Below are 26790 nucleotides of genomic sequence, written 5' to 3'. Positions count from 1 at the left end.
GATTTACCTTTTTTGCTTAAATTTCATTGCTTAAAACATAAATAGATCAACTATTACATTTAAAGAGACTAAAATGATGAAAATAGATGAACACTTATCAGAATTTGTCAATCTATTAGGTCAAGGAAAAGCTGTTCGATGCCAAAAAGATGAGTGGTATATCGAAAAATGGCCTCAACGCGTTTTTACCTTAGAGCAAACACGCAGCCTTGAAGTTGCTAAAGCTTTTAATGCCTTTCTTGATAGGCAAGAACGCATTCCAGTTATCCTTTCCGCAAATGGGGCTCCTGAGCAAAAAAAGAAGTTTGCAGATTTACTAAAAGCTTCAAAAATTATTAAGAAAAAATTGCAAGCAAACAGCTTAAAACAAAATCAAGCCGCCTTAAAAGCCTTAAAAAGGCGTGTAGTTGCCTTGAAATATCGCATTGGAACAGAATTAGGGGGAACCGATATCCTAAAGAAGGGTGAAATTGATGAACAGCTTTTACAAAACCTAACAGCGCTTTTCCAAGCTTGGAAAAAAAAGCAAACTATTTATCACGATCAGACGTTGTCTTTATGGGAGCAAAATATTCTGGAAAATATCTGCCAGTATCCTAAATTTGTTAAAATGGTATTGAAGGATCCTTGCCAGCAAGAAGAGTGTTTTAAAAGACTTTTGCGGGATCGTTACGGCGTTCAGGAGTTTATTGAGTTTTACTCGGTTTATAAACGCCTCGAAGAGTGTCTGCTTGTAGGGTGGGTAGGGCGTTTTGGTAAGCAATTTTTCTCGGTTGAAACAGAGCAAGTGGGGATTGTGCAACGGAAAGTTGTTGCACTCAAAATGGAAGGTAAGAAAGTCAATATTTTGGATGAAAAAAGTCGAGTGACCTTTGACGGAAACCTCAAAGTTGACATCAAAACTGTGTTAAATGTTTTTAAAGCTAAAAACGATGAACCGGGTGATTTTGCCGTTTTTGGACCATCCGGAGTAACCCGTTTTAATGCGCATGTTCACGATCGATATAACCCTGCTACAAAGAAATATGACCCTATTGATTTGACCCAGCCTAACAGCGCTTGGTGGGAAAAATATCCTGTATTTGAAACGGTGGATCGTGCGGAACTGATCCGGCGTCATCCCCAAGTTATCAATAAAGAGGGGCAAGTTGTCGAGGCAAATGCTCATTTAAATTCAGGGCAATGGTTAGTTATTGAAAAGGCATCCAAGGAATCCCCTGGTTTAGATTTAGATGCAAACCACGGATATTTAGATATATACATCCCTTCGGGGCCCGATCAGTACACTTTGGTGACGATAGGTAAATTTGCAAGGAAATTTCCCAGAGGATTTTTTGGCCGATTGAAGTTTATCATGGGAACTTTTGAAAGCCGCCTTGCATTTGGCGATGAAAATCATTGCTATTTTCGCAGGCAGCACGCTTCGGTTGCTTATTTAGCTGCAGAAGGACAGGGAAAGAAATTAATGGAGTTAATTCGGTTAGATATCCTTGCTTCGCGCGCGAATAATTTGGTTTTCCAGTTTTCCTGGCAAAATTGTTCTCAATGGGCTTATCACAAACTTATCCATGTATTTGGGAAAGAAGGAGAAGGAGGAGTTGTTAAAAATAATTACGAAATTTCGGTTCTTAATCTCTCGCCTTCTAACCCTCTTTTGAAAAAATTAATAAAAATTGTGGCTAGCACCCCTAAAAAAATTCAATCTTCTCTGATAAAATCACTCTTATTCTTGTTTGGCTCTTTTCGAAAGATGGAAACTTTGGAAAATGGAGAAATAAAGACAACCTCCATGGTAAAAGTGTTAGAGAAAATGAGAGAAGTTAAAATTTATTTGCCTGGTTATCTGCACCACAAAATTAAAGAGGGGACCGTAATAGGGACACTCTCTGTGGGGCCGTTTGTGCAAGCATAAGGAACAAACATGGGAAAAGTCTCTATCGTATGGATGCGGCAAGATTTACGCGTTGAAGACCATCCTGCTTTAAACGCTGCTGCCCAAAGGGGGAGCGTCCTTCCTGTTTATATTTGGTCGCCTCAGGAAGAAGGGCATTGCCCTTTAGGAGGAGCGAGCAGGTGGTGGCTACATCATTCTTTAAAGCGTCTGGAAAATGATCTTCGATCTTTAGGTTTGCCTCTTATCATTCGAAAAGGAAAGAGCCTTGAGTGTTTAAAAGAGGTGATTAAAGAAGCAAAAGCAGATGCTTTATTTTGGTCCAGGCAGTATGAACCGTATGCCATTAAAAGAGAGATTCAAATTAAGGCAGAGCTTACAAAAGAAGGGGTCTTAGTTAAGAGTTTTCCGGGGAATATTTTGTATGAACCATGGACCATCCAAAATAAACAAGGCAAACCTTTTCAGGTTTTCACTTTTTTTTGGAAAAATTGTTTAGCTAAAGAAAAGCCGCTTGATCCTTTGCCTGCTCCCATGGGCGTAAAGGGGCAAGTCATTGAGGTCGATTCTCTGGATATAGAAGATCTAAACTTACTTCCGAGAACTCCCTGGGATGAAGGGATTGCCCATACCTGGAAACCGGGAAGTGCTTATGCCAAGGAATTTTTGGCCTACTTTCTAGAAGGCAGTGTGCGGGACTATCATGAAAGGCGCGACCGCCCCGATTTGCCAGGAACTTCCCGCTTATCCCCTTATCTGCATTTTGGAGAGATTAGCGTAAGAACAGTGTGGCATGAAGTGGTAGACAGAGTAGGTTTTCAGGTAGCTGAGCCTTATTTAAGGCAGTTAGGATGGCGAGATTTTGCTTATCATTTGCTCTACCATTTTCCTCATACTCTGCAAGAGCCGATGCGCCCAGAATTTGCCAGTTTCCCCTGGAAAGAAAATAAAAAGTTTTTAAAAGCCTGGCAAAAAGGGGTAACAGGTTATCCATTCGTAGATGCAGGGATGAGGCAACTATGGATGACTGGCTGGATGCATAATCGAGCCCGCTTAGTGGTAGGGTCTTTTTTAGTTAAAGATTTGCTTCTCCCTTGGCAGAAGGGTGCCGCATGGTTTTGGGATATGTTGGTAGATGCAGATTTAGCTAACAACACTTTAGGATGGCAGTGGGTAGCCGGCTGTGGAGCAGATGCTGCCCCTTATTTTCGCATATTCAATCCAGCCACTCAAGGTAAAAAATTTGATCCTGAAGGCAACTATGTGAGAAAGTGGATCCCCGAAATTGCAAACCTGCCGGATCAATGGATACACCAACCCTGGGAAGCTCCTCCTGAAGTGCTGCATAAAGCAGGGATAAAACTGGGAGAAGATTATCCTTACCCTATTGTCAACCATGAAGAGGCGCGTTTAAAGGCGTTAGAGGCCTTTGAAGAAATAAAGACTAGCTAGGTTTTCTTTGATAAGATTGTCGTCGTATTTAAAAAAGGTCTGTTATTGCACGAGCCAGGGCAGTATTGTAAAGCAAACCTTTTTCTCCGATTTCTGGAACGATCTCTTGTAATTTTTAGATCGCCAATCACATTTCCATCCACTGCCCCTCGAAAGAGATTGCTCGCTTTTGTTTTTTTTTATCTTCTGCTGCTACGGTTTTCTTCTTGCTCGGCTACTTCTGCTTCTTGGTGATCTTTGGCAGTTTTTACCCGTACATTCACTCTCCGTTAATCCCAATCGGGCTAATATTGCCGACATTTTACTTACAGCAGAGATGGGTAGGTGCCACTCTATCAAAAGACGCAGTTCAATTTTGCATCTCTTTCAATGTTAAGTGTCCCAGTTTACAAAAGGTTGTCTCAAACCGGTCTTTATAGGTGTATTGTAATTTATGCGAAGAGAAACTTCCATTGGGCAATGGAGTGAATACAGCTTTAGATGGAGGAACCTCATTGAGCGCAAGATAGGAAAAGGGGAGTTTTTCGTTGTGGATTAAGGATCTTATTTTATTTAAGCTTTTCTCACGGTCTTCCCAAAAAACAATAGGCCGCTTCCAATTCTCTCGCATCTCAAATGAGACATTTTCTCTAACAGCTTTTGAAAAAGATTTTCCTCCCCGTGAGGTTTGAATTTTATCTTCAGCTCTTGCATCTACTGCAGACCAGTATTTTTCGTCCCCACCAGGCTTCCATATTAAGTAATCATGCCAAACATGTTTTTGGCCATCTATAGACATTTCTTTGGGAACCAGGAGAGTATATTTAATGATAATCCACTCTGCTGCCTTTTTTTCCGAAAATTGGGCGAAGTAGCGAAATATATTCGGAAACTTAGCAAATTTTGGGCTTTGAGCACAAGAATCAAATTCGGTAAATATATCTTCATTTTTTTTAGAGAAAACTTTTTTGAATGTAACGAAGGGAAGGGTTAAAATATTCTTAAATCCTCCAAAAACTTGGATAACAGGTTCTGCGTAGTGGTATTTTTTTTGATACTCATAGCAATCAGCTGTTAAGTTCATGATAGAAAAGTCGCCATTTGTCTCTTTTGTTAAGCCTTTTAAAAGTTTTCGATCTAAGGCTTTTAGATAGAAATTATCCATTATTGCTTTTGCTGATTGACTTACAGAGCGAAAATTAACTTTATCCTTTTCAGGTAAGAAAAAAACAATCTTATCAAAAAGCTCGTTAGGGATAGGGAAAATTTCTTGAGCCTCGTTTCCTTTTTCATTTGGAAGCCACATCTTTAATAGAGAAAAAGATCTTTTAACATCTTTATCTCTAAGCGCAAGTTTCATTAAACAGCCTCCAATCAGTAGTCCAGGAAGAGCGCATAGAATATAGCTGGCTATGGTAAGAATTTTGGGCAAAATTGGACCAAGGTGGGAAATTTCGTTAATTTTGCCACTTTCATTATTCACTTTGAAATAACGAATAGTCTTGCTGTTCCCATATAACGAGGCAAGATTGCGAGCAGGAGACAAAAAGGTTTTTGCCCACCGATCGTAGCCGTTATGATTGGAGACAATCACGTGATTAAAGTGGAAAAGAAGGTTGTTAAACATGCTAGAAAGTTAATCCTTAAATAAAAATAATCGTTAAGATGTAAATTTAATATAAAATTTACAATTTTAATATAAAATGCAAATCCACGCAATAATCTAATTTATTTGATCTATTTTTTGCCCTTTTGCCACTTCAATACGCCTTGTTGCCTAAATACACCGAGGGTGAGGCTTAAGCAGTTAGGATAAAGAAAAAATTTTTAGAAGAGATAAAGTAGCGTGGGCAAGTTAACCGCGACATTGGCAGAGCCGTTTCATTAATCGATATCGCATATAAAGGGGGTCGCAGTATAACCAATCTCTTATTCAACCTGGAAGCATTGCTTTTTGGGTTTCAAAAGTTGTTATTCAGCAATGGCGACCAACCAATCATACATGTGAGAAAGGGCGCTCTCCAATATATTTGGACGAAGCCCCCTTTGTAGTTTGCTAAACAGAATACTTTATTAGGGGACTTTAAGAGCTCTACAAGAATTTTTGCTTTTGACCGCAAACTTGATGGGTTTAGGTATGAGAGCTTTTTACAGTCCAATCAAAAGGCTCAAGCATATCCGGCTTTGACCTTTGTTATGCAAACCTTAGAGGTAGAGAAGGATTAAAGCTTCGGGTTTATTTCAAATTTTTCTTCCTTATTAGAGGGCGCTTTTGGAAGATAAGCAAAGATCGTTAGCATTTATGCCTTGCTGGAATGTATGAAAGGTAAAAAAAGTTAAATCACCAAATTGACAAGATTGCGAAAAACAGAAATAATGCGCCCTAAATCAAACTTTATAGAGATTTTTAGGAGAAAAAGTATGCCTTTTACACTACCTATCGGGGGAAAAGCACCTGACTTTTCTTTGCCGGCAACAGATGGGAAAACTTATGCGCTAAAAGATTTTGATAAATATCCGGTTCTTGTGCTTTTTTTTACCTGCAACCACTGCCCCTACGTAATAGGTTCGGATGAGGTAACTCGCAAGACAGCAGAGAAGTTTATGTCGCAAGGAGTTATTTTTGTGGGGATCAACTCTAATAGCAAAAATACCTATCCTGAAGACTCTTTTGAGCATATGGTCCAAAGGATGCATGAGCATCATTTTCCTTGGTTGTACTTGTACGATGAGAGCCAAGAAGTGGCAAAAAAATATGGAGCCCTGCGCACCCCTCATTTTTATGTATTCGACAAAAATAGGGCTTTAGTCTACACCGGAAGAGGCGTTGACCGTCCTCGCAATACAAACGAAATGAAAGAAAATGATTTAGATCGCGTGTTAACAGAATTTCTATCTGGAAAGCCCATCTCTACACCCATCTTGAACCCCATTGGATGCAACATTAAATGGGAAGGAAAAGATGCCCATTGGATGCCTGATGATGCATGCGATCTTATTTGAATTCTAACATTGGAGTGAATGAATGAATATTGTGATTTCAGGTTCTTCGGGCTTGATTGGAACAGCCTTAATCACCTTTTTCAGAGAACAAGGACATCTTGTTAAGCGTCTTGTTCGTAAAAAAGGGGGGCTAGCGCACGACGAAATTGGTTGGGATCCAGAAACTGGCATTATAGATTCGAAACTTCTTGAGGGTTCAGATGTGCTAATCAATCTTGCTGGAGAAAATATTGCGCATGGCAGGTGGAATGACTTCAAGAAGAAAAAAATTTTAAATAGCCGCTTGAAAACAACTCAGCTGTTAAGCAAAACTTTACACCACTTAAAATCGCCTCCTAGCCTATGGATCAATGCTTCTGCAATCGGATACTATGGGAATCAAGATGACAAGATCGTCCATGAAAACACACCGGCAGGCACAAGCTTTTTATCAAAAGTTTGTAAAGAGTGGGAAGCTTCCGCACAAGCTCCTCCAGGAATTCGGACAGTCTATACCAGGTTTGGTTTGATTATGACCCCAAAAGGAGGAGCTCTTAAACAAATGCTTCTGCCTTTTAGACTTGGTTTAGGAGGCATATTAGGAACAGGAAAGCAATACATGAGCTGGATGACAATGCAAGATCTCGTTCGTGCGATCGATCACATTATAAAAACCCCTTCTTTAAAAGGGCCTGTGAATATGGTCACCCCCTTCCCGGTGACCAACCAAGAATTTACCCATGTCTTAGGTAAGGTCTTAAATCGCCCAACCGTTTTATCCATGCCTGCTTTTGCTGCTCGCCTCATTTTTGGAGAAATGGCAGAGGAGCTATTATTAAGTAGCATGCGTGTAGAGCCTAAGCAGCTTATAAATTCTTCTTTTACCTATACGCATCCAAAGTTAGAAGAAGCCATGCACGCATTATTAGAAGATGGGCCTCATGCTTGATCGGCAGAAGAGACTGTCAAAGAGCTTGACGTCGTTTATAGGCCTCTTACAATAAAATAGAGCCTTTTATTAATTTAAAACTTTAATGGGTTACTAGCAGTTCAGGCTACCAATAGAGAGGGGAAGCTTAGATGGAATATAGACGATTAGGTAAAGCGGGTTTAAAGGTCAGTGAGCTATCTTTTGGTTCATGGATTACATTTGGCAGTAATTTAAGTTTAAACAACATTCGACAATGTTTAAATGTGGCTTTTGAAGCAGGCGTCAATTTTTTTGATAATGCCGAAGTTTATGCGAATGGGGCTTCCGAGCTTTTGATGGGGGAGGCCATTAAAGATTTCCGCAGGGAAGATTTAGTCATTTCGACTAAAATTTTTTGGGGAGGAAAAGGACCAAATGCAACAGGGTTAAGCTGGAAGCATTTAGTAGAAGGAACCAAAGGTTCTTTGCGTCGATTGCAACTCGATTATGTAGATCTTTTATTCTGTCACCGGCCCGATCCCACGACTCCTATTGAAGAGACAGTTCGGGCTATGGATTTTTTAGTGCGCTCAGGATTAGCTTTTTATTGGGGAACCTCCGAATGGTCTGCAGAAGATATTAAAGAAGCCTATCAAATTGCCCATGCCATTCACGCCATTCCGCCCTCTATGGAACAACCTGAATACAACCTATTTCACCGCACGCGTGTAGAACAAGAATATGCACCCCTTTATCATAAATATGGGATGGGGACTACCATTTGGAGCCCGCTAGAATCCGGGATATTGACGGGCAAGTATAATGAAGAAATCCCTCCTGCAAGTCGGTTATCTCGGCATGAAGAATTGCGCCATCGGCTAACCAAGGAAAAAATTTGCAAAGTAAAAGCCTTAGAAAAATTGGCGCATGAGCTTTCCTGTAGCCTACCGCAGCTAGCCATTGCTTGGTGTTTAAAAAATCCACACGTTAGCTCAGTCATTTTGGGAGCTTCGTCTCTTCCTCAGCTGCAAGAAAACTTGAAGGCTGAGCAAGTAAAGCAGCAGCTTACCGATGAGGTCATCCATTCTATCGAAGAGATATTAAAAAACCCTATCTCTCAAATTTAAATGATAATCTGTTAAAAGAAATTTCAAGGCTAAAAGATTATGGCGACAAGGGGTCAATGAATGCCATCCATTCAATCCCTCGATTCCAATCCTCTGATTTCAGGGTGCTAAAAATGCACCACAGACGAGGAGAGAAAACATTGTGCAGGAAGCTTGAATGCCTATAGGTTGTCCACCAGGAGGTTTTTTCCTTGATGGACAACAAGGGGAAGGGGAGGGGATGACTAGAAATTGAAGTTTAGCATGGCTCCCATATAAGGGGCACCGTCAAACTTTAGATGAGTGGCGTGGTTATGGTTGCGGTTAGAAATTTTGAGCCTTCCACCAGTGCTATAGCCAATATGAGCATCTGCGGTAATGTAAGGATCCCATTCGTATTTTAACGCCCACTCGATACCCACGTTGCGATATTCCACAATTCCTCTTGCTAAGGGGTGGCTTGAACCGACGCGGCACCTTGCACTAAAAAAGCGGACTGCTACAAGAGTATGCCAATGGGGATCAAAAGTATAAACAAGCGACATTTTCATCGGGAAAACCGCGTTGAGCTTCCAATCACGACTAAATTGCCAATCAAAACCTAAAACTGGCACAACCCGATCTGCTTTCATCCCTGTTTGGGCATAAAAGCCCAAGTGGATTCCCGTTAAACAAGAATAAGTATAGCGGCCCCACAAGAGTAAATCCCAGGTGGAATAATCGTCAAAGTTTGGATAATCTGCATTTAAGGTGTAAATAATCTGAGCTTTCCAGTCCCAATCGGGCAAACGTTTGCTAAATCCTGTTAACAAGACGTTAGCAGCGTTAAAATTTTTTTGATCGAAAAAAGGATTTTGATCCCAGGCTATTTTGTTATAGGTATAGCCAACCCCGACAGCTAGCCCTTCTTCGTTGAGGCGATCATAATAAACCACTGCGTTGAGCGAGGCCTCACCTTGCTGAAATTGAAGTTTTTGGTGATCGATTTCGCCTTTTGAGAACTTTGCAGGAGCAAAAGCATCAAAACGAGCTACAAGTGTAAAGGGTGTTTCTTGCAAATCTGCATCTTTTGCTATTTGTTCTGTTGAAATCGCAGATTCTTCCACATCAGCACGTACAGTTGATAGGCAAACAAGAAGGGTTGGAAGGATAAAGCGGACTAGATATTTCACGTGAAAGCTCCACTTGGTAAAGGTTCTAAAAGTAGTTATTTGTATACGAAGTCAAGCATCTCGTCAAGAATTAGATGAGGCTTCTTTCTTTTCTTTTTGAAGAAAAGGTAAAGAAGATAACTCGTTGAGTGTATTTTAGCTTTAATAGGCTATCTGCTTACTAAGCTTAAGAGTGGGGAGCCGATTTGCTTGCTTTAACCCTAGTTATTTTTACCTCTTTAATTTTTCAAAAGTAAAAATATATGGGCTCAGAAGCAAACCATTCTAGCCTGTAAATTCCCTTTCTTTTTTTAGCATAAAAATCATTCTTTTAAAAAATAATTACAATGAGAGGTTGTTTAAGTAATTCCTTTAAATTTTAGTTGTGCGATTAATTTTGATTCTGGTTTTAAATCGGTAGCTTTTTTTGATGCCTATTTTTCCTTTTCAGGAAGAAGATAGCGTGTCATAGAGCCTTGTATAGTGAAGGGTAGAGAAGGACATAAAGTTGAACAGATTCAAGTAAAACCAAACGTCCCCCTCAATCTATTGAAAGCTGTAAGCTTTCTCACAGGGATTATCCCTCTTATCATGGGGATTGGCAAATGGATTGCCCGTCGTCAACATCGCTTTTTTGTCGCTCCTCAAATTTCTCCTCCTACATCGCAACCTGAGCTTCCAAAAAAATCAGAGCCAAAAACAAAATTACCAGCTGCCAATCCGCAAAAGATTCAAGAGATAGCTGAAGAAATTAGACATTTTAAAAGTAACGTTTTACGTATTTTCAACCAGCCAGGAGAGGTAAAAGAAGCGACAGACTTAGGTTTGAGCCCGGAGCAAAAAGAATATTTGCAAAAGATTGAGTGGAATAATCCACGTCGTCTTGTGAATGGAAAAGCGATTCGAAGGGGGAGTAAACACTGTCTTCTTTTTAGATCGTATGCCAAATGTCGTGTTCAAACCGCTGGAAGATCAACGAAGGGCTGAAGAGTATCTCAATATTATAAATCAGGCGCTACAAGTGGTTGCCGAGAAAAAATGATATGCCCTTCATATTCCAAAAGCAGAGGCCGTGGAAGTAAACGGCACATATGTAGCTGTGCAAGAAAGGGTAGGCCTTTTTTCAAGCAGTTATGAGGGACAGAAAGGGATTCATCTTTATAGTTGGAATGAGCCGGAACTTAGAGAATATACACAGCTTAATTATTCGCAGCTTCTTATATTTATTTCAGCTACCAACTTTAGAGATGTTAAATACGATAACCTTCCTTTCAAGCGGGAAGGCCGCATCGCTTTAATCGATCCCGATAAGGGTCATTCTCCTAGTCCAGGCTTGACGCAGGGAGGGGCCAGAAAGAAAAACGGCCTTTTCAATAGCATCCCTGCAGAGTTAGGGGAGTCCTATCTCGAAGCGGCCAAAGCGCAACTAAAATCGGATGATTATCGTATCCTTGAAGCTAAGGTCCCAGATATTAAAGCAAACTTGGCACGCAAACTTAGCAAGCGAAAAACTTATCTCCAATACCTTTCATCTCATCAAATTGTTGAGGCAAACCAACAAATTAATTCCGCTTTGCCCGCTCTTTTTAAAGATGCCTGTCGACAACAGCTAGCTAAAGTCCTGGTGGAATCGATCAATCAGGAACTGGAGAAGTCGCGTAATTATTCACTCCCAGAGGGAAGGGTGGTGGCATTGTCAATCAATATCCACGATGAGTTAGCTAAAAAAGTGCACCAAATTTGGGAAAACCATCACGGCAGCAGGCTCCTCTATGTCAAAATCGACCCAAAAGATCCCACTCCTTTTTTCAAAGATGTTTTAGAAGAAGTCAGTAAAGCTTTGATTCAGGCAGGGCTGATTCATCGCTATAAATTGCGCATGCATTACCATTATGCAAAAATCGCTTGCTAAAGGACTCAGGCGCCAATTAGGGCGTCTTTGATTTGCCCTTTTCCGGCCATGCGTGCAAGCTCTGCTTGCCGTTTTTTCTTATCCAACCGCTCGATAGAAGAGTATGTGCGCCCTTCTTTTTCTTGTTTAAAGATATGCCAATGAGCAAAGGCATGCTGGGCAACTTGTGGAAAGTGGGTAATGCATAATACTTGATGCTTTTGCCCAATTTCTTTCAGCTTTTCTCCCACAATAGAGGCTGTTTCTCCTCCAATATTCGCATCGATTTCGTCGAAGATTAAAGTAGGAATTTGTCCACGGCCAGCTAACAGCGTTTGCAAGGCTAGCATTAATCTTGAAAGCTCACCCCCGCTGGCACATTCTCGAATGGCGATCTCTTTTTCCCCAATATTGGGAGAGAGGAAAAATTCAATATGATCATCCCCCATTCGGTTTCTCAGTTGGGGGGAAATTCTCACATGAAATTTAACTTTCGGCATATTGAGAGTGCGAAGCTCTTTTTCCAGAGCCTCTTCTAATAATTTGGCGGTAGTTTTTCTTTGCGTGGAAAGTTTTTGGCAGAGTTCGGTATTACTTTCAGTGAGTTTAGCCACCTCTTCTTGCAGAATTTCTATTTCACTCAACACGTTTTCTAGCGCATGCAGCTTCTGCTTGGTTTTTTCTTGGTAAGCTTGAATTTCTTCAATGGAAGAGCCATATTTTCTTTTCAGTTTATTAATGAGGGCTAGTCGTTCATTAATCGTTTGGATTCTTTCAGGGCAAACATCGATTTTATTTATGTAAGCTTGGAGAGAATAAGCAACTTCTTGCAATTCCAGGCGCGCATGGTGGCAGGATTGATAAATTTCTTGCGTGGTTGGATCCAAGGAAGCCAATCTTTCTAAGACAAGCACATATTGATTCAGAAGGGGAAGCACCGCTTCTCGTTTAGATTGCAAGCCTTGATAAACAGTTTGGCTTTTAGATAAACGCTCTTCACTGTTAGAAAGGAGCGAGTACTCGGCAAATAACTCTTCATCTTCCCCATTTTTTAAGCGCGCTTCATCCAGCTCTTCCAATTCATACAGGCAGACCTCAATGTCGCGCAGCCTTTGGGCTTCAGCTGAAATTAATTGCTCAATTTTTTTCCTAAGCGCGTTCTCCTTGTCCCAATTCTGTTGGAATTGATTAAGTAAGAGATGATGAGACCCGTAAAGATCCAAGACCGAGCGGTGATGTTCGGTGGAAAAAAGGTCCTGAGTGGCGTGTTGACTAATCATTTCAATCAGTTGCTCGCCAACTTTCTTTAACAAGGCTTGTTGCACAAATTGATTGTTGATAAACGCCCTACTTTTTCCCTGAGGAGAGATTTCTCGTCGAATGATAAGCTCTTCTTCTAGAGTGTGCTCAATCCCAGCTTCTTCCAAAAGATGGCAGACGGTGGGCAAACGCTCAATGTCAAATATGGCTTCCACGCTGCCTTTTTCTGTCCCATTTCTAATAAAGCTAGAATCAGCTCTGGCACCTGCAATCAAGGCAAGGGCATGCATAATGGCGGATTTCCCTGCGCCCGTTTCTCCTGAAAGAACGTTTAAATGATTTTCAAAAGGGATTTCAACATATTCGATAAGGATAAGGTTACGAATGATAAGATGTTTTAGCATAAAAGCAAATATCACTATTTTTCTATAGATTGTGCGATAAAATTTTTAAATTTTCCCTCGCTAGAGTCGCGCATATAACCGGAAGGGTTTAATTCGAGAGAGGAAAAGAGAAGATTTGGCCCCATGTAGCCCACAGGGATAATGGTAAGCTCTGGATGTTTAAAGCGATAGACAGTAATTTTTTCAAAGTCTATGGGATCGAGCTGATTTTCATGGGGGCTCTTTTGAACAGGATGTGCGAGATTTAGATACTTAATTAACTCAATCTGTTGCTCAAGACTTAAGGTATGAGGCTTCCCTTCTCGCTCAATGGTAATCGTTTTAATATCGTTTAAATCGAGCTGTTTTTTTTCAAGAGTTGCCTGATGAAGGGCAGGGGTAAAATTCATTAAAAATAAAATGCCCATTCCTACTAAAACTAACAAAGTCATGAGCCAAAGTGTCTGCGAGTTCATGGAGTTGTCTTTATTTAAAGGGTTTTTCTTAATTTTGAGGTTAATTTAAAATTGAGTCAAGCGTTTTAAAATGAAGTTTACAAACTTTTTCTAAAGCCTCTTTTCCATATTGCTTAACAAATTGTTTTCCCACTTCGATCGTTTTAAAAGAAGCTCCTTTAGGGAAAGGAAGATTGAACTCTTGGCGTAACTTTTCGAGCCCTTCTAAAAAAGCAGCGCGCGCCAAAATGGAGGCCGCGGCTACAATGATATCTTCTTCGGCTCGATGTCTTTGGGTAAGATTGATTAAAAGTTTTTTTCTATTTAAGGCTGTGATTACCACATGTTCAGCAGCGAATTGGTCGATCACCACCTCTTTGCACTGGGTTACTTCAACTAGATTCTCAATGGTAGTGGCATGTCCCCACCCTAATAGGCGATTAAGATTAAGGAATTTTCCATACAGTTCATTGTATTTTAGGGGGTTGATGCGCACGATATGATAGAGAAAGGATTCTCGGATTTTAGAGCTTATTTTTAAGACCTCTTTATCTGCAATCATTTTGGAATCTCGGACTCCAAGCGACTTAAGGCGGGGGATGTCTGGGCCTTGGGCAAAAACACCCGCTATGCATAAAGGGCCAAAAAAATCTCCTTTTCCGGATTCATCTACTCCAATACGGGCAAGGAGGTTTTCATGGGGCGTCACGACCTGTTCAGGATAGGTGTAAGCGCAAGTTTTTAAAAAGTGAGGTTCGAGATAGAACTCGATAAAAGGGCCTTTATCTTTTCCTTGGACGGTCAATTTCCCTGATTGATAGAGGGTGCAGGAAACCCCCTTTTTTTTCGCAGAAAAAAGGGTATAGGGCGGTGTTGACAGCTCAAAGCCTTGCTCTAAAAGGTCGCTTTGCAGTTGCTTTGCTAAAGAAAGATCGATAGCCGTAACGAACGTATGGGGATGGGTTTTATCTTGCATGTACCAAAGAGAATAAGGTTTTCAGCCAGTATACAGAATCCTTAATTTGGTTCCATGTGAAAAATGGAGAAAAGGGTTCTGTATTGCCACAAAAAGTTAAAACCTCCCTTTTTACACCCTAACAAAAGCAACTTGGTTTAAGATTAATTCATTTTCCTGTATAAATGATTAGGAATAGAAAGAATGCAGAATTTTAACCAGGAGAGGAGATCAGTTTTACTGATAGATCACATGAAAGAAGAAGCCAAAAATTTGGGTGAAATTTTTAAACACAAACGAAAAGAATTAAATCTTTCGCTTAAAGAAGTCGAAAATGGAACTTCCATTCGCATGAGTTATTTACAAGCTATCGAGGAAGGGGAATTACAAAAAGTCATTTCTCCTATTTATGCCCAAGGGTTTGTTAAGCAATATGCTTCATTTTTGGGAGTAGATGGAGAAAAGTTAGTTAAGGAATTCCCTCATATTTTTAACAAAGGGATTTCTCAAGAATTTTCTTATGGAATCGGAACTTTGGAAATGCGAGGCAATCCTGGAGCTGGTATTAAGTGGTTTCCCAATGCCATGTGGGTGGGCGCGTTTATTGCCATTTTAGGCGCTGCTTGGTATTTAGCGAAGGTCCTTGAGGTTCTTTAATGGCTTTTAACCCTATTGCAAAGAGCATGAACTGGAAAAAAGGGCTAAAGATTTTGCTGTCAGGGTTTTGCATGGGGGCTTGCGATCTCGTTCCAGGCATTTCTGGCGGTACGGTTGCTTTTTTAATGGGGTTTTATGCGCAGCTTATTCAGAGTATTAAAAGTTTAAACTTTTCAGCTTTTAAATTATTACTTCGGGGTGAATTCCAGGCATTTTTTCAAGCGGTTGCTTGGCCTTTTTTGTTGCCTTTATTGGGGGGAATGGGTCTCGCCATAGCCTCTTTAGCTGAGATTTTTGATTGTATTTTAAATCATGAAAGTTACCGCACTTTTTTATATGCGGGCTTTTGCGGGTTGATTGCTGCTTCGGCCTATTTTTGTCTCAAACAAATAGCTCCATGGAGATGGCAGGATGCTTTAACGCTTTTTTTGGGGCTGCTTATGGCTTATTTTTTAACAGGCCCCCTCCCTCTCCCAAAGGCGGGTGAAAAACTCTTTGACGTGTTTTTGCCCGAGTCTATCCAAATCCAAGTAGATACTAGAGCGGTTCAAAATTATATTCCCTCTACTCATGTGTTAACGTGTGTTCCCTCTGCCACGCTTTCTGCGATGGCCTCGAAGAAAATGATCGATGAAAAAACATGGGTGCTTGATCGGGAATTACAGCAGTCCTTTCAGTTGAAAGATTTACAGCTGGTTTCATCTCGCTCATGGATAGATCCTTGGCTAATATTTGCTGGGATGCTTGCGATTAGCGCCATGCTGCTTCCCGGTATTTCGGGTAGCTATATTTTGACTGTTTTAGGCGTCTACCCCACCGCTATTGCTGCTGTGGCAGACTTTGTCAAAAGCTTAAGGTTATTTAGCTTTGACTCAGAGGCTTTTTATATTCTTCTAAACCTGGGTTTAGGAATTTTGCTGGGGGGGATGCTCTTTTGCAGGCTATTGAGTTGGCTTTTGCTCCATTATTATCAAAGCTCAATAGCCTTTTTATCAGGGGCTATGTTGGGGGCGAGCCATACAATTTGGCCTTTTTGGCACTATCACTACTTTCTTTTGCCCTTGCATTTGGAAAAAGGGATCCAGCTAAGCCCAACTGAACCTTTTATGCCAGCTTTAGATTCTGCCTTATTTTGGAGCGGTTTTGGAACTGCTTGTGCGACCTTCGCCTTGGTTGGGGGGATCGAACTAGGTGTCTCTTATTTAAAATCTAAGCAGTCAGTTCGAATAGCTTAAGCGATAGAGGGTTAAGCCATGAGCCGGAGCGGTCATTCCTATTTTCGTGCGATCTCCCCCTTTTAATAAAAGGGGAAGATCGTCGCACTGCAGCTTACCTTTGCCTACATAAATTAAGGTGCCTACAATATTTCGCACCATTTTATATAAAAAAGATTTTCCAATGACCTGAAAGTAAAAATCATCAGAGGAAGTCTCACAGATTTGAATACTCGAGACCTCTCTCACGTAGTGGGTATATCCTTCGTTTTTTTTAAAGTTGCAAAAAGCCGAAAAATCATGAACGCCAGCCAGGTGCATGGCCGCTTTTTGCATAAGCTCTTTATCTAAAAAACCAGGGCAATGCCAAGCATAGAATCTGCGATCTGGAGATTGAATAGGCCCTGTTGAAATGGAATAACGGTATTCTTTCGATAGACAATCTAAAGTTGGATGAAAATTATGCGGGGCGAGCTGTGCGTCGAGTACCACGATATCTTTAGGAAGTAAACCATTTAAGCTTTTCGAAAGTCTCCTCAAATCAAGGGATTTGGCGGTGAAAAAATTCACCACCTGCTCGTGGGCATGTACTCCGGCATCCGTGCGACTTGCAGCTTGCAAGGCGATGGTTTCTTGCAGAATTTGGCGGAGGGCATTTTCTAAGCTTTCTTCAATACTAGGACCTATTGAGGTCTTTTGCCAGCCAAGGAAACGTCCCCCGTCATAGGAGATTGTTAAGCGAATATTTATCATGCAGGGGGTAATGTTTTAATAAAATTTTCAACTCCTTCAAGAAAGCGTTGAATCGCTAATAAAATTAGCACCATTCCCATCAGCTTTTCACAAGCTATCAATCCACTATTTCCAAGCAAAGCATGTAGCCGATTAGAGAAGAGAAGGATGGTGGAGGCAAGCCCCCAAGCGATAAATATCCCTCCAAGCATCAGAGGAATGCTCGTTTGCATTTCGGCGTAGAGCATAACTGTTGCTAAAAGGGACGGGCCGGCAACCAAAGGGATTGCTAAAGGGATGATAAAAGGCTCTTCTTGAGGGAGGTTGCTTCTGGGATTATCTCTGGAGGAGAATAAAATTTTTAAAGCTCCCAAGAATAGAATAATTCCAGAGGAGATCTGCACAGTTGTTCCTGTGACTTGCAAATATTCAAAGATGACTTCGCCCAAAAAATTGAAGACTAGGATTGCAAACAAAGCAATCAGCATTTCTCGGAGAATAACCTGTTTTTGCTTCTGGGGTTCAATTTTTTTTAGCATTTCCCTAAATGGAGCGATATTGCCTAAAGGATCCATAATTAAAAATAGGACTAAGGTGATAGAAAAAAGTGAAAGATCTTCCATGAAGAATTTAACCTCGAATTGATAAAATGAATTGCTCAATACCTTTGATAAGCATGTCTGTTGAAAGGATAGAAAGTACAAGCCCCATCAGCTGTTCTAGAGCTACTAGCCCCCGTTTTCCTAAAACTTTATTTAAATAAGGAGCAATTAGAAGAACAAAAGATACTCCGACCCAAGCAAGTAAAATGGCAAGGGACATCTCGAAATTGCTAGAGACTTGTGAAGAGAGTAGCATAATAATGGATAGCAAGCCAGGACCTGATAGAATGGGTGTGGCAATCGGAACAAAAAAAGGCTCATGCTTGGTTACTTTAATCGCTTCCTCATGTAGGTAGGGAAAGATCATACTCAGGGAAATCAGAAATAGCAATGTTCCCCCACACAGAGAAACAGTATAGCGTTCAATGGATAAAGTATTTAAAAAAACTTCTCCACCGTACTGAAAGAAAAGAGCTAGAATAAGAGAAAAGATTGCCTCCCGCAGCATGATTATTTTTTGACGGGAAAAGTCAAAATCTTTAATCAAGGCAATAATTGCGGGAGCATTTCCTATAGGATTGGTCACTAAAAACAGGGTGAGTGCAATTGAAAAAATAGACTGACCTGACATGGATGAAACCTTTAAACAAACCCCATTTTTTCTTCAACTTTGGGCTTTGAATTCTTTATGTTTTCTGCATGTATCTTTCTCAAACGTCTTAAGCGTTCATCCTGCATAACTAACCCGCTTATAATTCCAATCATTCCTCCAGCAAGTGTGCCTGCAACAGTTGAAATGAGGGAGATGACCATAGCAAATACACAGGAAATCAGGTGAAGTTTTGCATATTTAGTTTGAAAAGTGCATGCTTTAGCTTTAAACTCTTCAACGATAGCAAAATGATACCTATCTAAAATTTTTACCACAAGGGTTGTTGTAAAAAGCATCGTTCCCATGGTTAAAAATGGAGGAGCAAGAGGGGGGCAAAGAACAGTTAATGCAATCCCACTAATCACAAATATAAGCGAAAGCGCAGTGGAATTGTAAACGGCTTGGGTGGTTATTAAAAAACCATTCCAAAAAGTTGAACCCATTTTTTCGAATCGATCGAAAGGCATCGGGTGTTGAGTAGGGCGAAAGCGAAAAACATTTTCCATTGTTTTGTAACCTCCAATTTCCGTATAACTTAGCATTTTTTTTTTGGAAATAATAATGACATTAGTACTAGGCATTGAAACGACCTGCGATGAGACCGCTTGCGCGCTTGTGAGAAATGGCTCAGAAATATTAGCGAATGTGGTTTCATCGCAAATAGATTTACATAATGAGTATGGAGGGGTTGTCCCGGAACTAGCTTGCCGGCGACATGTAGATCTTTTACTCCCAACACTTGATAAAGCTCTTCAAGAGGCTAAAGTGGCTTTAGAGGAAATTGACTTAATTGCTGTCGCGCATACTCCGGGATTGATTGGAGCTTTGCTTATTGGATTAAATGCGGCAAAAACCTTATCAATAGCCCTAAGAAAACCTTTTGTGGGTGTTAACCATGTAGAAGCCCATCTCTATGCGGCCTTAATGTCGCAGCCTGCATTTCCTGTATTTCCTTGCTTAGGAGTTGTGCTTTCTGGTGGGCATACGTGTTTAATCAAGATGAATGGGATTGGAAATTATACGTTGCTTGGGCAAACTATAGATGATGCGATCGGTGAATCTTTTGATAAAACTGCTAAAATACTAGGGTTACCTTATCCGGGCGGTCCTCATATTGAAAAGCTGGCTAAAATGGGTAATCCATCCGCTTATCCCTTTAAACCAGGTCGAGTCAAAGGTCGAGCGCTAGATTTTTCGTTTAGTGGATTGAAGACCCAAGCTTTATATGCTGTTAAAGGACAAAATGAAAGGGAGGAACAGCGAGTTTTGTCCGCTCAACAAAAAAACGATTTATGTGCGTCTTTTCAAGAAACGGCCTTTAGGGATGTGGTGGAAAAAGCCCTTTTGGCTGCTAAACAAGAAAATTGTCACACCCTAGTGCTAGGAGGAGGGGTCACGCACAATCAATATTTAAGAGCCTTATTTCAACAAACCGCCCCTGAATTTCATTTGGTATGGCCAAAAAACGAGCTAAGCTTAGACAATGCGGCGATGATTGCAGGTCTTGGTTACCATGTTTATTTACAGAAAGGAGCGGGCGATACCCTGGATTTGGAAGCTAAAACCCGCACCCCTTTTTATTCCCGGTGAAATGTTTAGGGGCTCTATTTATTGAGGCTGGCAGCTGATGCAAATTTCAAGTAGGCTTAAATTCTTCCGCTCAATTTGAAGGGATAGCTTTCAGAAACTCGATAAGATAGCGCTGAGTAGAGTGTTAGGAGGGGTATGATTGAACTATTATTAAAATTAAATATTTTAAGGGGTAAATTTAAACAAATTAATCGCTGCTTTTTCTTGCTGTTTAGGAAATAAGGGTTTTTCTTTTCCCCCTGCGTTTATCTTTGATGTTAAACCTTGAATTTTATTGGGCTGATTCGTTAAGATTAGCTTTTCCAACTTTGTAAACTAATATAGCGGAGTCTATTTCATGGCCTCTAAACGAGAAAAAATTAAACTTAAAAGTTCAAAAAGCCACTACTTTTATTATACCGTCAAAAATAAAACGAAAACTCCAGATCGTTTAAGTTTGAAAAAGTATGATCCAATCGTAAGAGAACACGTCGAATTTAAAGAGACTAAATAAGTTTTCTCAGAAAAGGGCAGGAGTGCGCTTAAAACTCCTGCAAATCCTTTTTTCTGTTTTTTTACTATTATTGAGTCCGGCTTTATGTTTGAACTTTCTGTTGCTTTAAAATATCTTTTACCAAGATGGCGGCAGCTATCGGTCTCAATTATTAGTTTAATCTCCATCCTGGTTATTTCGCTTGTCGTTTGGCTGATTGTGGTTTTTTTATCCATCACGCATGGGTTAGAAAAAATTTGGACGCAAAAGCTCGTCGCTTTGACAGCCCCTATTCGCATCACTCCTACAGAAAATTATTATCGCTCTTACTATTACCAAGTAGATGGGATTAGCGCGAACTCTGACTATACGCATAAAACTATTGGGGAAAAAAGGGTGGCCTCTGATTCCGACCCTTACAATCCCGAAGAAGATGAAGAAATTCCTGTTCTTTGGCCGCCTGCAGATAGGCTTCAAGATGGGATCTTAAACGACCCTGTTAAAAAAGCTTTCGCAATCCTAGAAGAGATGCGAGGGGTTACAGGTTTACGAGCCAAAGATTATGAAATGGCTGCCGGTAATTTGCAGCTGCATATGATTCGAACCCCTTCCGCTACTCCGCCTTATTCTACCGCTTATCAAAAATCAAACCCGCTTCAGTCTGCCCTCTCACAGCCGACCTGGTTAGGCTCTTTTGATGCAGATCAACTCAATTTATTGCAAGCTTTGCTGCCGGTTGATTCTCACGATTTAACGAACGTTTTAACAACAAGCGACTATGTTTTAAATCCTGCTCGAGAAGAGCACGCAGAGGAGATTTTAAAAGTAGACGCAAAAACGGTTCGAAAACGGATTCGGTCTTTTTTTGAATCTGTTAAAATTCGAAAGCTCAAAACTCGCACAGGTGGCTGGGTGATTCCAAGGTTTTTGTTTCCTTCGAAGGGAGAGTTTGCTGTTCTGGTAGAAAAGCAACAGGATCAGCCTAAATCGGTTTGGATTGTTTCCAATCCTAAGAAGGATAGGCAAAGTATGGCAGCCGCAGGAAAGATTGTTCCCGCCACACTTCGAGTAGAAATGCAGCAGGAAGGGAGTCGTTTCTTCTTAAAATTTCCCGAGGATCAATCTGAAAGGCTTCTTTCTTCCAAAGTGCCCATTTTATTGGAAGAAAATTTTTCCTTTCCCGCTCAGCTTGTGGCAACTTCCCTTGAAAAGGCGCATAGAGTATCTGACTTGCGCTTTCAGATTGAATTTCATCTTCAAGGAGCTTTTTGGAAAGGAGTAATTCCCTTCCAAAATTTGGCCATTGACGAGGCAGACTTCCCAACTGCTTATGCGCAGCTCCCTCAAGATTTTCCTAGTTGGCTTTTTACAGTAAATGCGGGCAAAAAGGAAAAGCTGGTCCTTCCCATGGATCAAGAAAGAGGACAAGGAATTTTGCTGCCCAAAAGCTTTAAAGAAGCGGGGGTGTTAATTGGGGATGCCGGGTACCTGGCTTATTTTTCACCCACTGTAAGCGCTTTACAAGAACAACGAGCTCCCGTATTTGTGGCGGGTTTTTATGATCCCGGGATTATTCCAATTGGGGGCAAGTTCGTTTTAGTGAATCAAGAAATGACAAGTTTGATTCGAACTTCCCAAAATCCACATGAAATGTTATCCAGTAATGGCATTAATGTGAATTTTGATCAATTGCAAGAAGCTCCTAAGGTGAAAGAAGCGCTTGAAAAGGCGTTTTCTCAGGCAGGCATTTCTCCCTATTGGAAAATCGAAACCTTCCGAGAGTATGAATTCACGCGAGATTTAATTCAGCAACTGGGGACTGAACGCACCTTGTGGACTTTGATTGCGACAGTCATTATTATTGTAGCTTGTTCCAATATCATTTCGATGTTAATTATCCTAGTCAATGACAAAAAAATGGAAATTGGAATTTTGCGATCGATGGGAGCCTCCTCTTTAAGTATTGCGATGATTTTTGGGTTTTGTGGAGTGGTAATGGGATTTGCAGGCAGTTTAATGGGGGTGTTAGTGGCTTGGATAACCCTCAGCAATTTACAAGTATTGGTAGATCTCATTAGCCAAGTTCAGGGTTATCAAGCATTTAATCCCGTATTTTTTGGACATGCGCTTCCCAACGAAATGAGTGTCGAAGCGTTGTTTTTTGTCTTTGTGACAACGCTTGTGATCTCTTTGTTGGCAGGAATTGTGCCCGCAGTAAAAGCTTCGATGCTTCGCCCATCTGCTATCTTACGATCAGAATAAAAAGAAGGAAATATGAATCAACCTCTTTTATCGAGTGTCGTATTACGCGCGACAAAGTTAGTTAAATCGTTTTATATCCCTGTTAAAGTGCCGATTTTGCGCGGGGTTGATTTTCAGGTGATGCAAGGGGAGTCTGTCGCAATTATGGGGCGGTCTGGAGAAGGCAAAAGTACTTTGCTTCAAATTTTGGGAACTTTGGAACAGCCTTGCTCCGGAGAGATAGAGATTTTAGGCCAGAAAGTGACTTCTGCCAACCAGACTTTTATGCGAAATCGACATCTGGCTTTCATCTTTCAATCTTTTCATCTTTTAGAAGATTATTCCGTGCTCGATAATGTCTTAATGCCTGCGAGGATTGGGCGTCAATCGGTTAAAAAAGGGAGTGTTGCTTATCAGCACGCGTGCGACCTTTTAGAATATGTCGGGCTCTCTCATCGGCTCCACTTCGACACTAAACGCCTATCTGGAGGGGAAAAGCAACGTGTGGCAATCGCTCGCGCTTTATGCAACAATCCAGACATTATCTTAGCAGATGAGCCTTCAGGCAATTTAGATAAGCAAACTTCTGTTGTGATTCATGATTTATTATTGGAGTTTGCAAAAGAAAGAGGTAAGGCATTGATTGTCGTGACCCATGACCATTCTTTAGCGAACTTGTGCGACAAGCAATATATGTTGCAAAATGGCTATCTTGTGTCCATCCCTTCCATGTCTTTGTAAACATCCCTTGACTTAAAAAAACATCTAACCCAAGATGCAAAAAGGGTTAATTTATCTGGTCAACCTAATTATCGTTCAATTAGTTAAACTGATTATATTGGATTTAGCTTTAGGGAGGTAAGATGTCGGAGTCTTCTTTAACTACTCGCGCTTTTAGTCTAAACTTTTTGATTGTCTCCCTTGCGCTTGTCTCAGGAATGATTTTAACCGTTGTGTCTTGGTTACAGCTGTGCACTGCTGAGTGCTCGGAAGGACATCAATACCTTTTATTTGGGTTTCCTTTTGAGGTTCTAGGGGGAATTTTTTTTGCAGGGACAGCAGCAGTGCATTTATTATCTTTGCGCAGCCCTAGATGGAGCTTTATAACAGCTCTTCTCCTCGCGGGTGGGCTAGGAGCTGAACTATTTTTTATTCTGATACAAAAGTATCAAATAGGAGTATGGTGCCCAGTGTGCTTGGGAATCGCAGCTTCTATCGGCATAGCTGCCTTGCCCATTTTGGTTGAATATGGGATCCACTTTCGAGAAGCACTTAAATTAGAAGATAGAGGAGAGATCATGAAAAACATCTGGAAAGGAGCTTTTAGCTGCGCAATTTTTTGCTTGGGATTTATGCTTGCTTTTTTGGGAACCTCAAAATTCAATCCTTTGCAAGCAGCAGAGAAATCTTTAAAGGATAATTTAGCGTTTGGAAATCAAGATAGTCAAATTGAAGTTTATATTTTTACCGATTGGGAGTGTCCTGCTTGCCGATATATTGAACCTCGTTTAGAAGGAATCTACAAGGTAGCAGGTGAAAAAGCCAAAATTTATTTTGTCGATCTCGCCGTGCATCATACAAGCATGAATTTTACTCCTTACAACATGTCGTTTATGGTGCATAACAAGCCTGCCTATTTTAAATTGCGTAAAATGTTGGAGGATATTTCTCAAAAAACCGTCACGCCTTCGCAAGAGCAAATCGAAACCGAGATGCGCAAATTGGGGCAAAAATTTGTCGAATTGAATTATGCCGATATCGATGTCGGCCATAAGTATTTCAAAAAGTTAGGAAAGCAGTTTAATGTCAATAAAACACCTATGCTTGTTGTCGTCAATTCGGATGCTAAAAAAGAGAAAGAATTAACAGGCGAAGAGATTACACAGGAGAACGTCTTAAAGGCAATTAATCTTCTGTCCAACTAGAAAATGAGTGCATACATGTGCTACACGCATGTATGCACCGCTCTAAATCATAGGAATGGAGCCTATTTTCCGCGCTTTAGATAGATGGTTTAAAACAAAATCGATGAAATGCCGAATTTTTGGTTGCACATGGCGGCTTTCTTGGTAATAAAGATAAAGGGGGGTTTCGGACTCTTTGTAGTTTGCTAACACCTCGACAAGTAATCCCTTTTCAAGCTCATCAGCTACGATATAATGGTGTACTTTAATAATTCCTAATCCGGCAAGTGCACATTGAGCGAGCGCATAGGAGTCATTCAGTTTTAACATAGGCTTAAGATGAATTTCACTTCCATCGGCAAACGATAAACGATCATTAGGTTGACGCATGCTATGCGTAATAAAAACATGCTCGGTTAAATCGGAGGGCTTTTGGGGAATTTTATGAGCTTGTAAATATTGGGGCGAAGCGCATAAGACATAGGAAGTGGTGGCGATTTTGCGTTGCACAACACTTTCGGGGCCTGGAATAGAATACCCGATCACGAGGTCGATTTTTTCTTCATAAAGGTCCGGAATTCTCTCGGCTAATTCTAAATTCAGGCAAATATGGGGAAAAGCCCGAATAAATTCTTGGAGGAAAGGCAAAATATAGCGTTGCGCAAAGTGCCTTCCACTTATCACTGATAAATGCCCTCTTGGTTCTGCGTGAATCGTAGAAATTAGTTTATCGGCTTCCTCTATTTCGTGCATAATTTTTTTACAATGCTGAAAATAAAGCTTCCCTGATTCTGAAAGCTCCAGACGGCGAGTCGTACGATGGAGCAGCTCAACCCCTAAATGTTTTTCCAAAAGATGCAGTTGCTTGCTGACAGCTGCCGTCGACACCCCTAATTTTCTAGCAGCTTTGGCAAAGCTATTCGTTTCCACAATCGTCATAAAATATAAAATTTGGTCAAATTTACTCATCTTTTTCCTTATTGTTAACAATAAGTTAACAAAAATTTACTTTTCGGGAAATTGTTTAATTTAAGTAAATAAAATATACTGGAAGTTCACCAGGAGAAAGAGATGGTAAAGCTTACAAGAAAAGTTCCCTCATTTTTGTTGCTCACGGTACTTTTAGGATTTCCCCAAATTAGCGAAACCATTTATACCCCTTCCTTGCCCGACATTGCGCATTCCCTGCAAACTACAGACAGTTTAGTGGAGTTAACCTTAAGCGTTTTCTTTATAGGGTTTGCTATGGGAGTTTTCTTTTGGGGGATACTGGCCGACCTTGTGGGACGCCGCCCTGCGATTTTAGCAGGATTGATGGTGTACTTACTTGGCACAGGGCTTTGCAGTTTAGCCCCTTCAGTCTACCATTTGCTTATCTTTCGGTGGATTCAGGCCGTGGGCTCAAGTGTCGGATCTGTAGTCACTCAAACAATGATTCGAGATACGTATGAAGGAAAAGCGCGAAATCAATTGTTTTCCGCTCTTGCAGCCCCTTTAGCTGTATCTCCTGCTATCGGCCCATTGGTGGGAGGGTACATGGATCAGCTATTTGGGTGGAATGCCAATTTTTACGCACTTCTTATCATGGGCGTTTGTATTTTGATTTATTGCTGGAAATCACTCCCAGAAACCCGACCCACAAACGGCTCAGGGCAAGGAGTGGAAATGGTTGTCCGAACGGCTAAAAAAATGGTGGGGGATTACAAAATTTGGGGATATACTTTTTTAATCGGGGGAAGCAATGGGATTTTATTCAGCTATTATGCCGAAGCTCCTTTTCTGTTTATCGATTTGCTTAAGCTCACGGCGGGGCAATATGGTTTATTGGGAATAGCGGTCGCAGCTCCCTTTTTTTTCGCCTCTTTTATCTCACATCGTTTGAATAAACAGTTACAAGGAGAACAGATTATTCTTTTAGGATGCGGGATTGTTTTAGCAGGCTCTAGCATTCTAACTTTTAATGCAGTGAGTGGTTGGATTGCCCTGAAGTGGGGTGGCATAGCTTTAGCCGCTTTACTTATGCCTTTAATCCTCTTATTTTTTGGAATAGGATTAATCATTTCCAACAGTTTAAGCTTAGCCTTGGTAGATTACCAAGAGGCACGAGGGATAGCCGGTTCCCTTTTTGGTTTATTTTATTACATTGTGATTGCCTGCTTAACAGCCATTATGGGGATGATTCATACGGGCACTGTTCTTCCTTTACCTTTATACTTTATAGCCCTAAGTCTTTTTTTGCTGGGAGGTTTTGCCATGGTGAACTTACCTTGCCTGCAAAATGAATAGAAGGATATTTTAAAATTCTATCCTC

General features: G+C 40.8%; 25 protein-coding genes. 15 read left to right on the top strand and 10 right to left on the bottom strand.

What is annotated here, in order from left to right; genetic code table 11:
* Window positions 1-73 precede the first annotated feature (73 nt).
* Together PARA125_RS06860 and PARA125_RS06855 are read left to right on the top strand one after the other, a co-directional pair.
* On the top strand, window positions 74-1912 hold the full coding sequence (locus tag PARA125_RS06860; protein WP_213158067.1) for a hypothetical protein: 1839 nt from the start codon (window positions 74-76) through the stop codon (window positions 1910-1912).
* 9 nt (window positions 1913-1921) lie between these two features.
* The gene (locus PARA125_RS06855; protein ID WP_213158066.1) at window positions 1922-3343 is read left to right on the top strand and encodes a cryptochrome/photolyase family protein; all 1422 of its coding nucleotides are present in this window, start codon (window positions 1922-1924) and stop codon (window positions 3341-3343) included.
* 349 nt (window positions 3344-3692) lie between these two features.
* Here the strand turns inward: PARA125_RS06855 and PARA125_RS06850 are convergent, their stop codons facing one another.
* Window positions 3693-4949, bottom strand: coding sequence for an F-box protein (locus PARA125_RS06850; RefSeq protein WP_213158065.1), 1257 nt, complete (start codon window positions 4947-4949; stop codon window positions 3693-3695).
* A gap of 794 nt (window positions 4950-5743) precedes the next feature.
* Between PARA125_RS06850 and PARA125_RS06845 the strand changes: the two genes are divergently transcribed.
* From PARA125_RS06845 to PARA125_RS06835, 3 genes are all read left to right on the top strand, one after another.
* Window positions 5744-6325, top strand: a complete 582-nt coding sequence (locus tag PARA125_RS06845) for a thioredoxin family protein (RefSeq protein WP_213158063.1) — start codon at window positions 5744-5746, stop codon at window positions 6323-6325.
* A gap of 22 nt (window positions 6326-6347) precedes the next feature.
* Window positions 6348-7253, top strand: a complete 906-nt coding sequence (locus PARA125_RS06840; RefSeq protein ID WP_213158062.1) for a TIGR01777 family oxidoreductase — start codon at window positions 6348-6350, stop codon at window positions 7251-7253.
* Between the two features lie 131 nt (window positions 7254-7384).
* Window positions 7385-8341, top strand: a complete 957-nt coding sequence (locus PARA125_RS06835) for a potassium channel beta subunit family protein (RefSeq protein WP_213158060.1) — start codon at window positions 7385-7387, stop codon at window positions 8339-8341.
* 224 nt (window positions 8342-8565) lie between these two features.
* On the opposite strand, the gene PARA125_RS06830 is transcribed toward PARA125_RS06835, so the two are convergent.
* Complete coding sequence (locus tag PARA125_RS06830; RefSeq protein ID WP_213158058.1) at window positions 8566-9492, bottom strand: hypothetical protein; 927 nt, start codon at window positions 9490-9492, stop codon at window positions 8566-8568.
* Window positions 9493-9954: 462 nt separating this feature from the next.
* Here PARA125_RS06830 and PARA125_RS09825 point away from each other — a divergent pair, with 462 nt between their 5' ends.
* Window positions 9955-10458 (top strand): hypothetical protein, encoded by a 504-nt coding sequence (locus PARA125_RS09825; RefSeq protein WP_249274247.1) that lies wholly within the window; start codon window positions 9955-9957, stop codon window positions 10456-10458.
* Window positions 10459-10543: 85 nt separating this feature from the next.
* A complete protein-coding gene (locus PARA125_RS09820; protein WP_249274246.1) occupies window positions 10544-11383 on the top strand; it encodes a hypothetical protein in 840 nt (279 codons plus the stop codon).
* 5 nt (window positions 11384-11388) lie between these two features.
* Here PARA125_RS09820 and recN read toward each other — a convergent pair whose 3' ends face one another.
* The 3 genes from recN to rnhC are packed head-to-tail and all read right to left on the bottom strand — an operon-like array spanning window position 11389 to window position 14436.
* On the bottom strand, window positions 11389-13026 hold the full coding sequence (recN, locus tag PARA125_RS06820; RefSeq protein ID WP_213158057.1) for a DNA repair protein RecN: 1638 nt from the start codon (window positions 13024-13026) through the stop codon (window positions 11389-11391).
* Window positions 13027-13040: 14 nt separating this feature from the next.
* Window positions 13041-13481, bottom strand: a complete 441-nt coding sequence (locus PARA125_RS06815) for a hypothetical protein (protein WP_213158056.1) — start codon at window positions 13479-13481, stop codon at window positions 13041-13043.
* Window positions 13482-13521: 40 nt separating this feature from the next.
* On the bottom strand, window positions 13522-14436 hold the full coding sequence (gene rnhC, locus PARA125_RS06810) for a ribonuclease HIII (protein ID WP_213158055.1): 915 nt from the start codon (window positions 14434-14436) through the stop codon (window positions 13522-13524).
* Between the two features lie 183 nt (window positions 14437-14619).
* Between rnhC and PARA125_RS06805 the strand changes: the two genes are divergently transcribed.
* Together PARA125_RS06805 and PARA125_RS06800 are read left to right on the top strand one after the other, a co-directional pair.
* Window positions 14620-15072 carry a helix-turn-helix domain-containing protein gene (locus PARA125_RS06805; protein ID WP_249274245.1) on the top strand — a complete coding sequence of 151 codons (453 nt, stop codon included), beginning with the start codon at window positions 14620-14622 and terminating at the stop codon, window positions 15070-15072.
* Entirely contained in the window at window positions 15072-16307 is a 1236-nt protein-coding gene (locus PARA125_RS06800; protein ID WP_213158054.1) for a DUF368 domain-containing protein, read from the top strand. The genes PARA125_RS06805 and PARA125_RS06800 overlap by 1 nt, the downstream gene beginning before the upstream one ends.
* On the opposite strand, the gene truA is transcribed toward PARA125_RS06800, so the two are convergent.
* Genes truA through PARA125_RS06780 form a run of 4 tightly spaced genes read right to left on the bottom strand, consistent with a single transcriptional unit; the run spans window position 16290 to window position 18853 of the window.
* A complete protein-coding gene (gene truA, locus PARA125_RS06795; RefSeq protein WP_213158053.1) occupies window positions 16290-17039 on the bottom strand; it encodes a tRNA pseudouridine(38-40) synthase TruA in 750 nt (249 codons plus the stop codon). The two genes, PARA125_RS06800 and truA, sit on opposite strands and share 18 nt — an antisense overlap.
* Window positions 17036-17641: a MarC family protein gene (locus PARA125_RS06790; RefSeq protein WP_213158052.1), complete on the bottom strand. Its 606-nt coding sequence runs from the start codon at window positions 17639-17641 to the stop codon at window positions 17036-17038. The genes truA and PARA125_RS06790 overlap by 4 nt, the downstream gene beginning before the upstream one ends.
* Window positions 17642-17648: 7 nt before the next feature.
* Window positions 17649-18251 carry a MarC family protein gene (locus tag PARA125_RS06785; RefSeq protein ID WP_213158050.1) on the bottom strand — a complete coding sequence of 201 codons (603 nt, stop codon included), beginning with the start codon at window positions 18249-18251 and terminating at the stop codon, window positions 17649-17651.
* Window positions 18252-18262: 11 nt separating this feature from the next.
* Window positions 18263-18853, bottom strand: a complete 591-nt coding sequence (locus tag PARA125_RS06780; RefSeq protein WP_249274244.1) for a hypothetical protein — start codon at window positions 18851-18853, stop codon at window positions 18263-18265.
* Between PARA125_RS06780 and tsaD the strand changes: the two genes are divergently transcribed.
* From tsaD to PARA125_RS06755, 5 genes are all read left to right on the top strand, one after another.
* The gene (gene tsaD / locus PARA125_RS06775) at window positions 18834-19862 is read left to right on the top strand and encodes a tRNA (adenosine(37)-N6)-threonylcarbamoyltransferase complex transferase subunit TsaD (protein WP_213158048.1); all 1029 of its coding nucleotides are present in this window, start codon (window positions 18834-18836) and stop codon (window positions 19860-19862) included. The two genes, PARA125_RS06780 and tsaD, sit on opposite strands and share 20 nt — an antisense overlap.
* A 337-nt stretch (window positions 19863-20199) precedes the next feature.
* On the top strand, window positions 20200-20355 hold the full coding sequence (gene rpmG / locus PARA125_RS06770) for a 50S ribosomal protein L33 (RefSeq protein ID WP_213158046.1): 156 nt from the start codon (window positions 20200-20202) through the stop codon (window positions 20353-20355).
* Window positions 20356-20439: 84 nt separating this feature from the next.
* The gene (locus tag PARA125_RS06765) at window positions 20440-22596 is read left to right on the top strand and encodes an ABC transporter permease (protein ID WP_213158045.1); all 2157 of its coding nucleotides are present in this window, start codon (window positions 20440-20442) and stop codon (window positions 22594-22596) included.
* Window positions 22597-22608: 12 nt separating this feature from the next.
* Window positions 22609-23316, top strand: coding sequence for an ABC transporter ATP-binding protein (locus tag PARA125_RS06760; RefSeq protein WP_213158044.1), 708 nt, complete (start codon window positions 22609-22611; stop codon window positions 23314-23316).
* Window positions 23317-23438: 122 nt separating this feature from the next.
* Complete coding sequence (locus PARA125_RS06755) at window positions 23439-24500, top strand: thioredoxin domain-containing protein (protein WP_213158043.1); 1062 nt, start codon at window positions 23439-23441, stop codon at window positions 24498-24500.
* Window positions 24501-24542: 42 nt separating this feature from the next.
* Here the strand turns inward: PARA125_RS06755 and PARA125_RS06750 are convergent, their stop codons facing one another.
* The gene (locus tag PARA125_RS06750; RefSeq protein WP_213158042.1) at window positions 24543-25448 is read right to left on the bottom strand and encodes a LysR family transcriptional regulator; all 906 of its coding nucleotides are present in this window, start codon (window positions 25446-25448) and stop codon (window positions 24543-24545) included.
* A gap of 102 nt (window positions 25449-25550) precedes the next feature.
* Here PARA125_RS06750 and PARA125_RS06745 point away from each other — a divergent pair, with 102 nt between their 5' ends.
* Window positions 25551-26765 carry a multidrug effflux MFS transporter gene (locus tag PARA125_RS06745; protein ID WP_213158041.1) on the top strand — a complete coding sequence of 405 codons (1215 nt, stop codon included), beginning with the start codon at window positions 25551-25553 and terminating at the stop codon, window positions 26763-26765.
* Window positions 26766-26790: the final 25 nt, after the last annotated feature.

This window comes from Parachlamydia sp. AcF125, assembly GCF_018342475.1.
GTDB lineage: Bacteria > Chlamydiota > Chlamydiia > Chlamydiales > Parachlamydiaceae > Parachlamydia.
The sequence above is the reverse complement of the archived record's forward strand: the minus strand, read 5'-3'. Positions and strand labels throughout refer to the sequence as shown.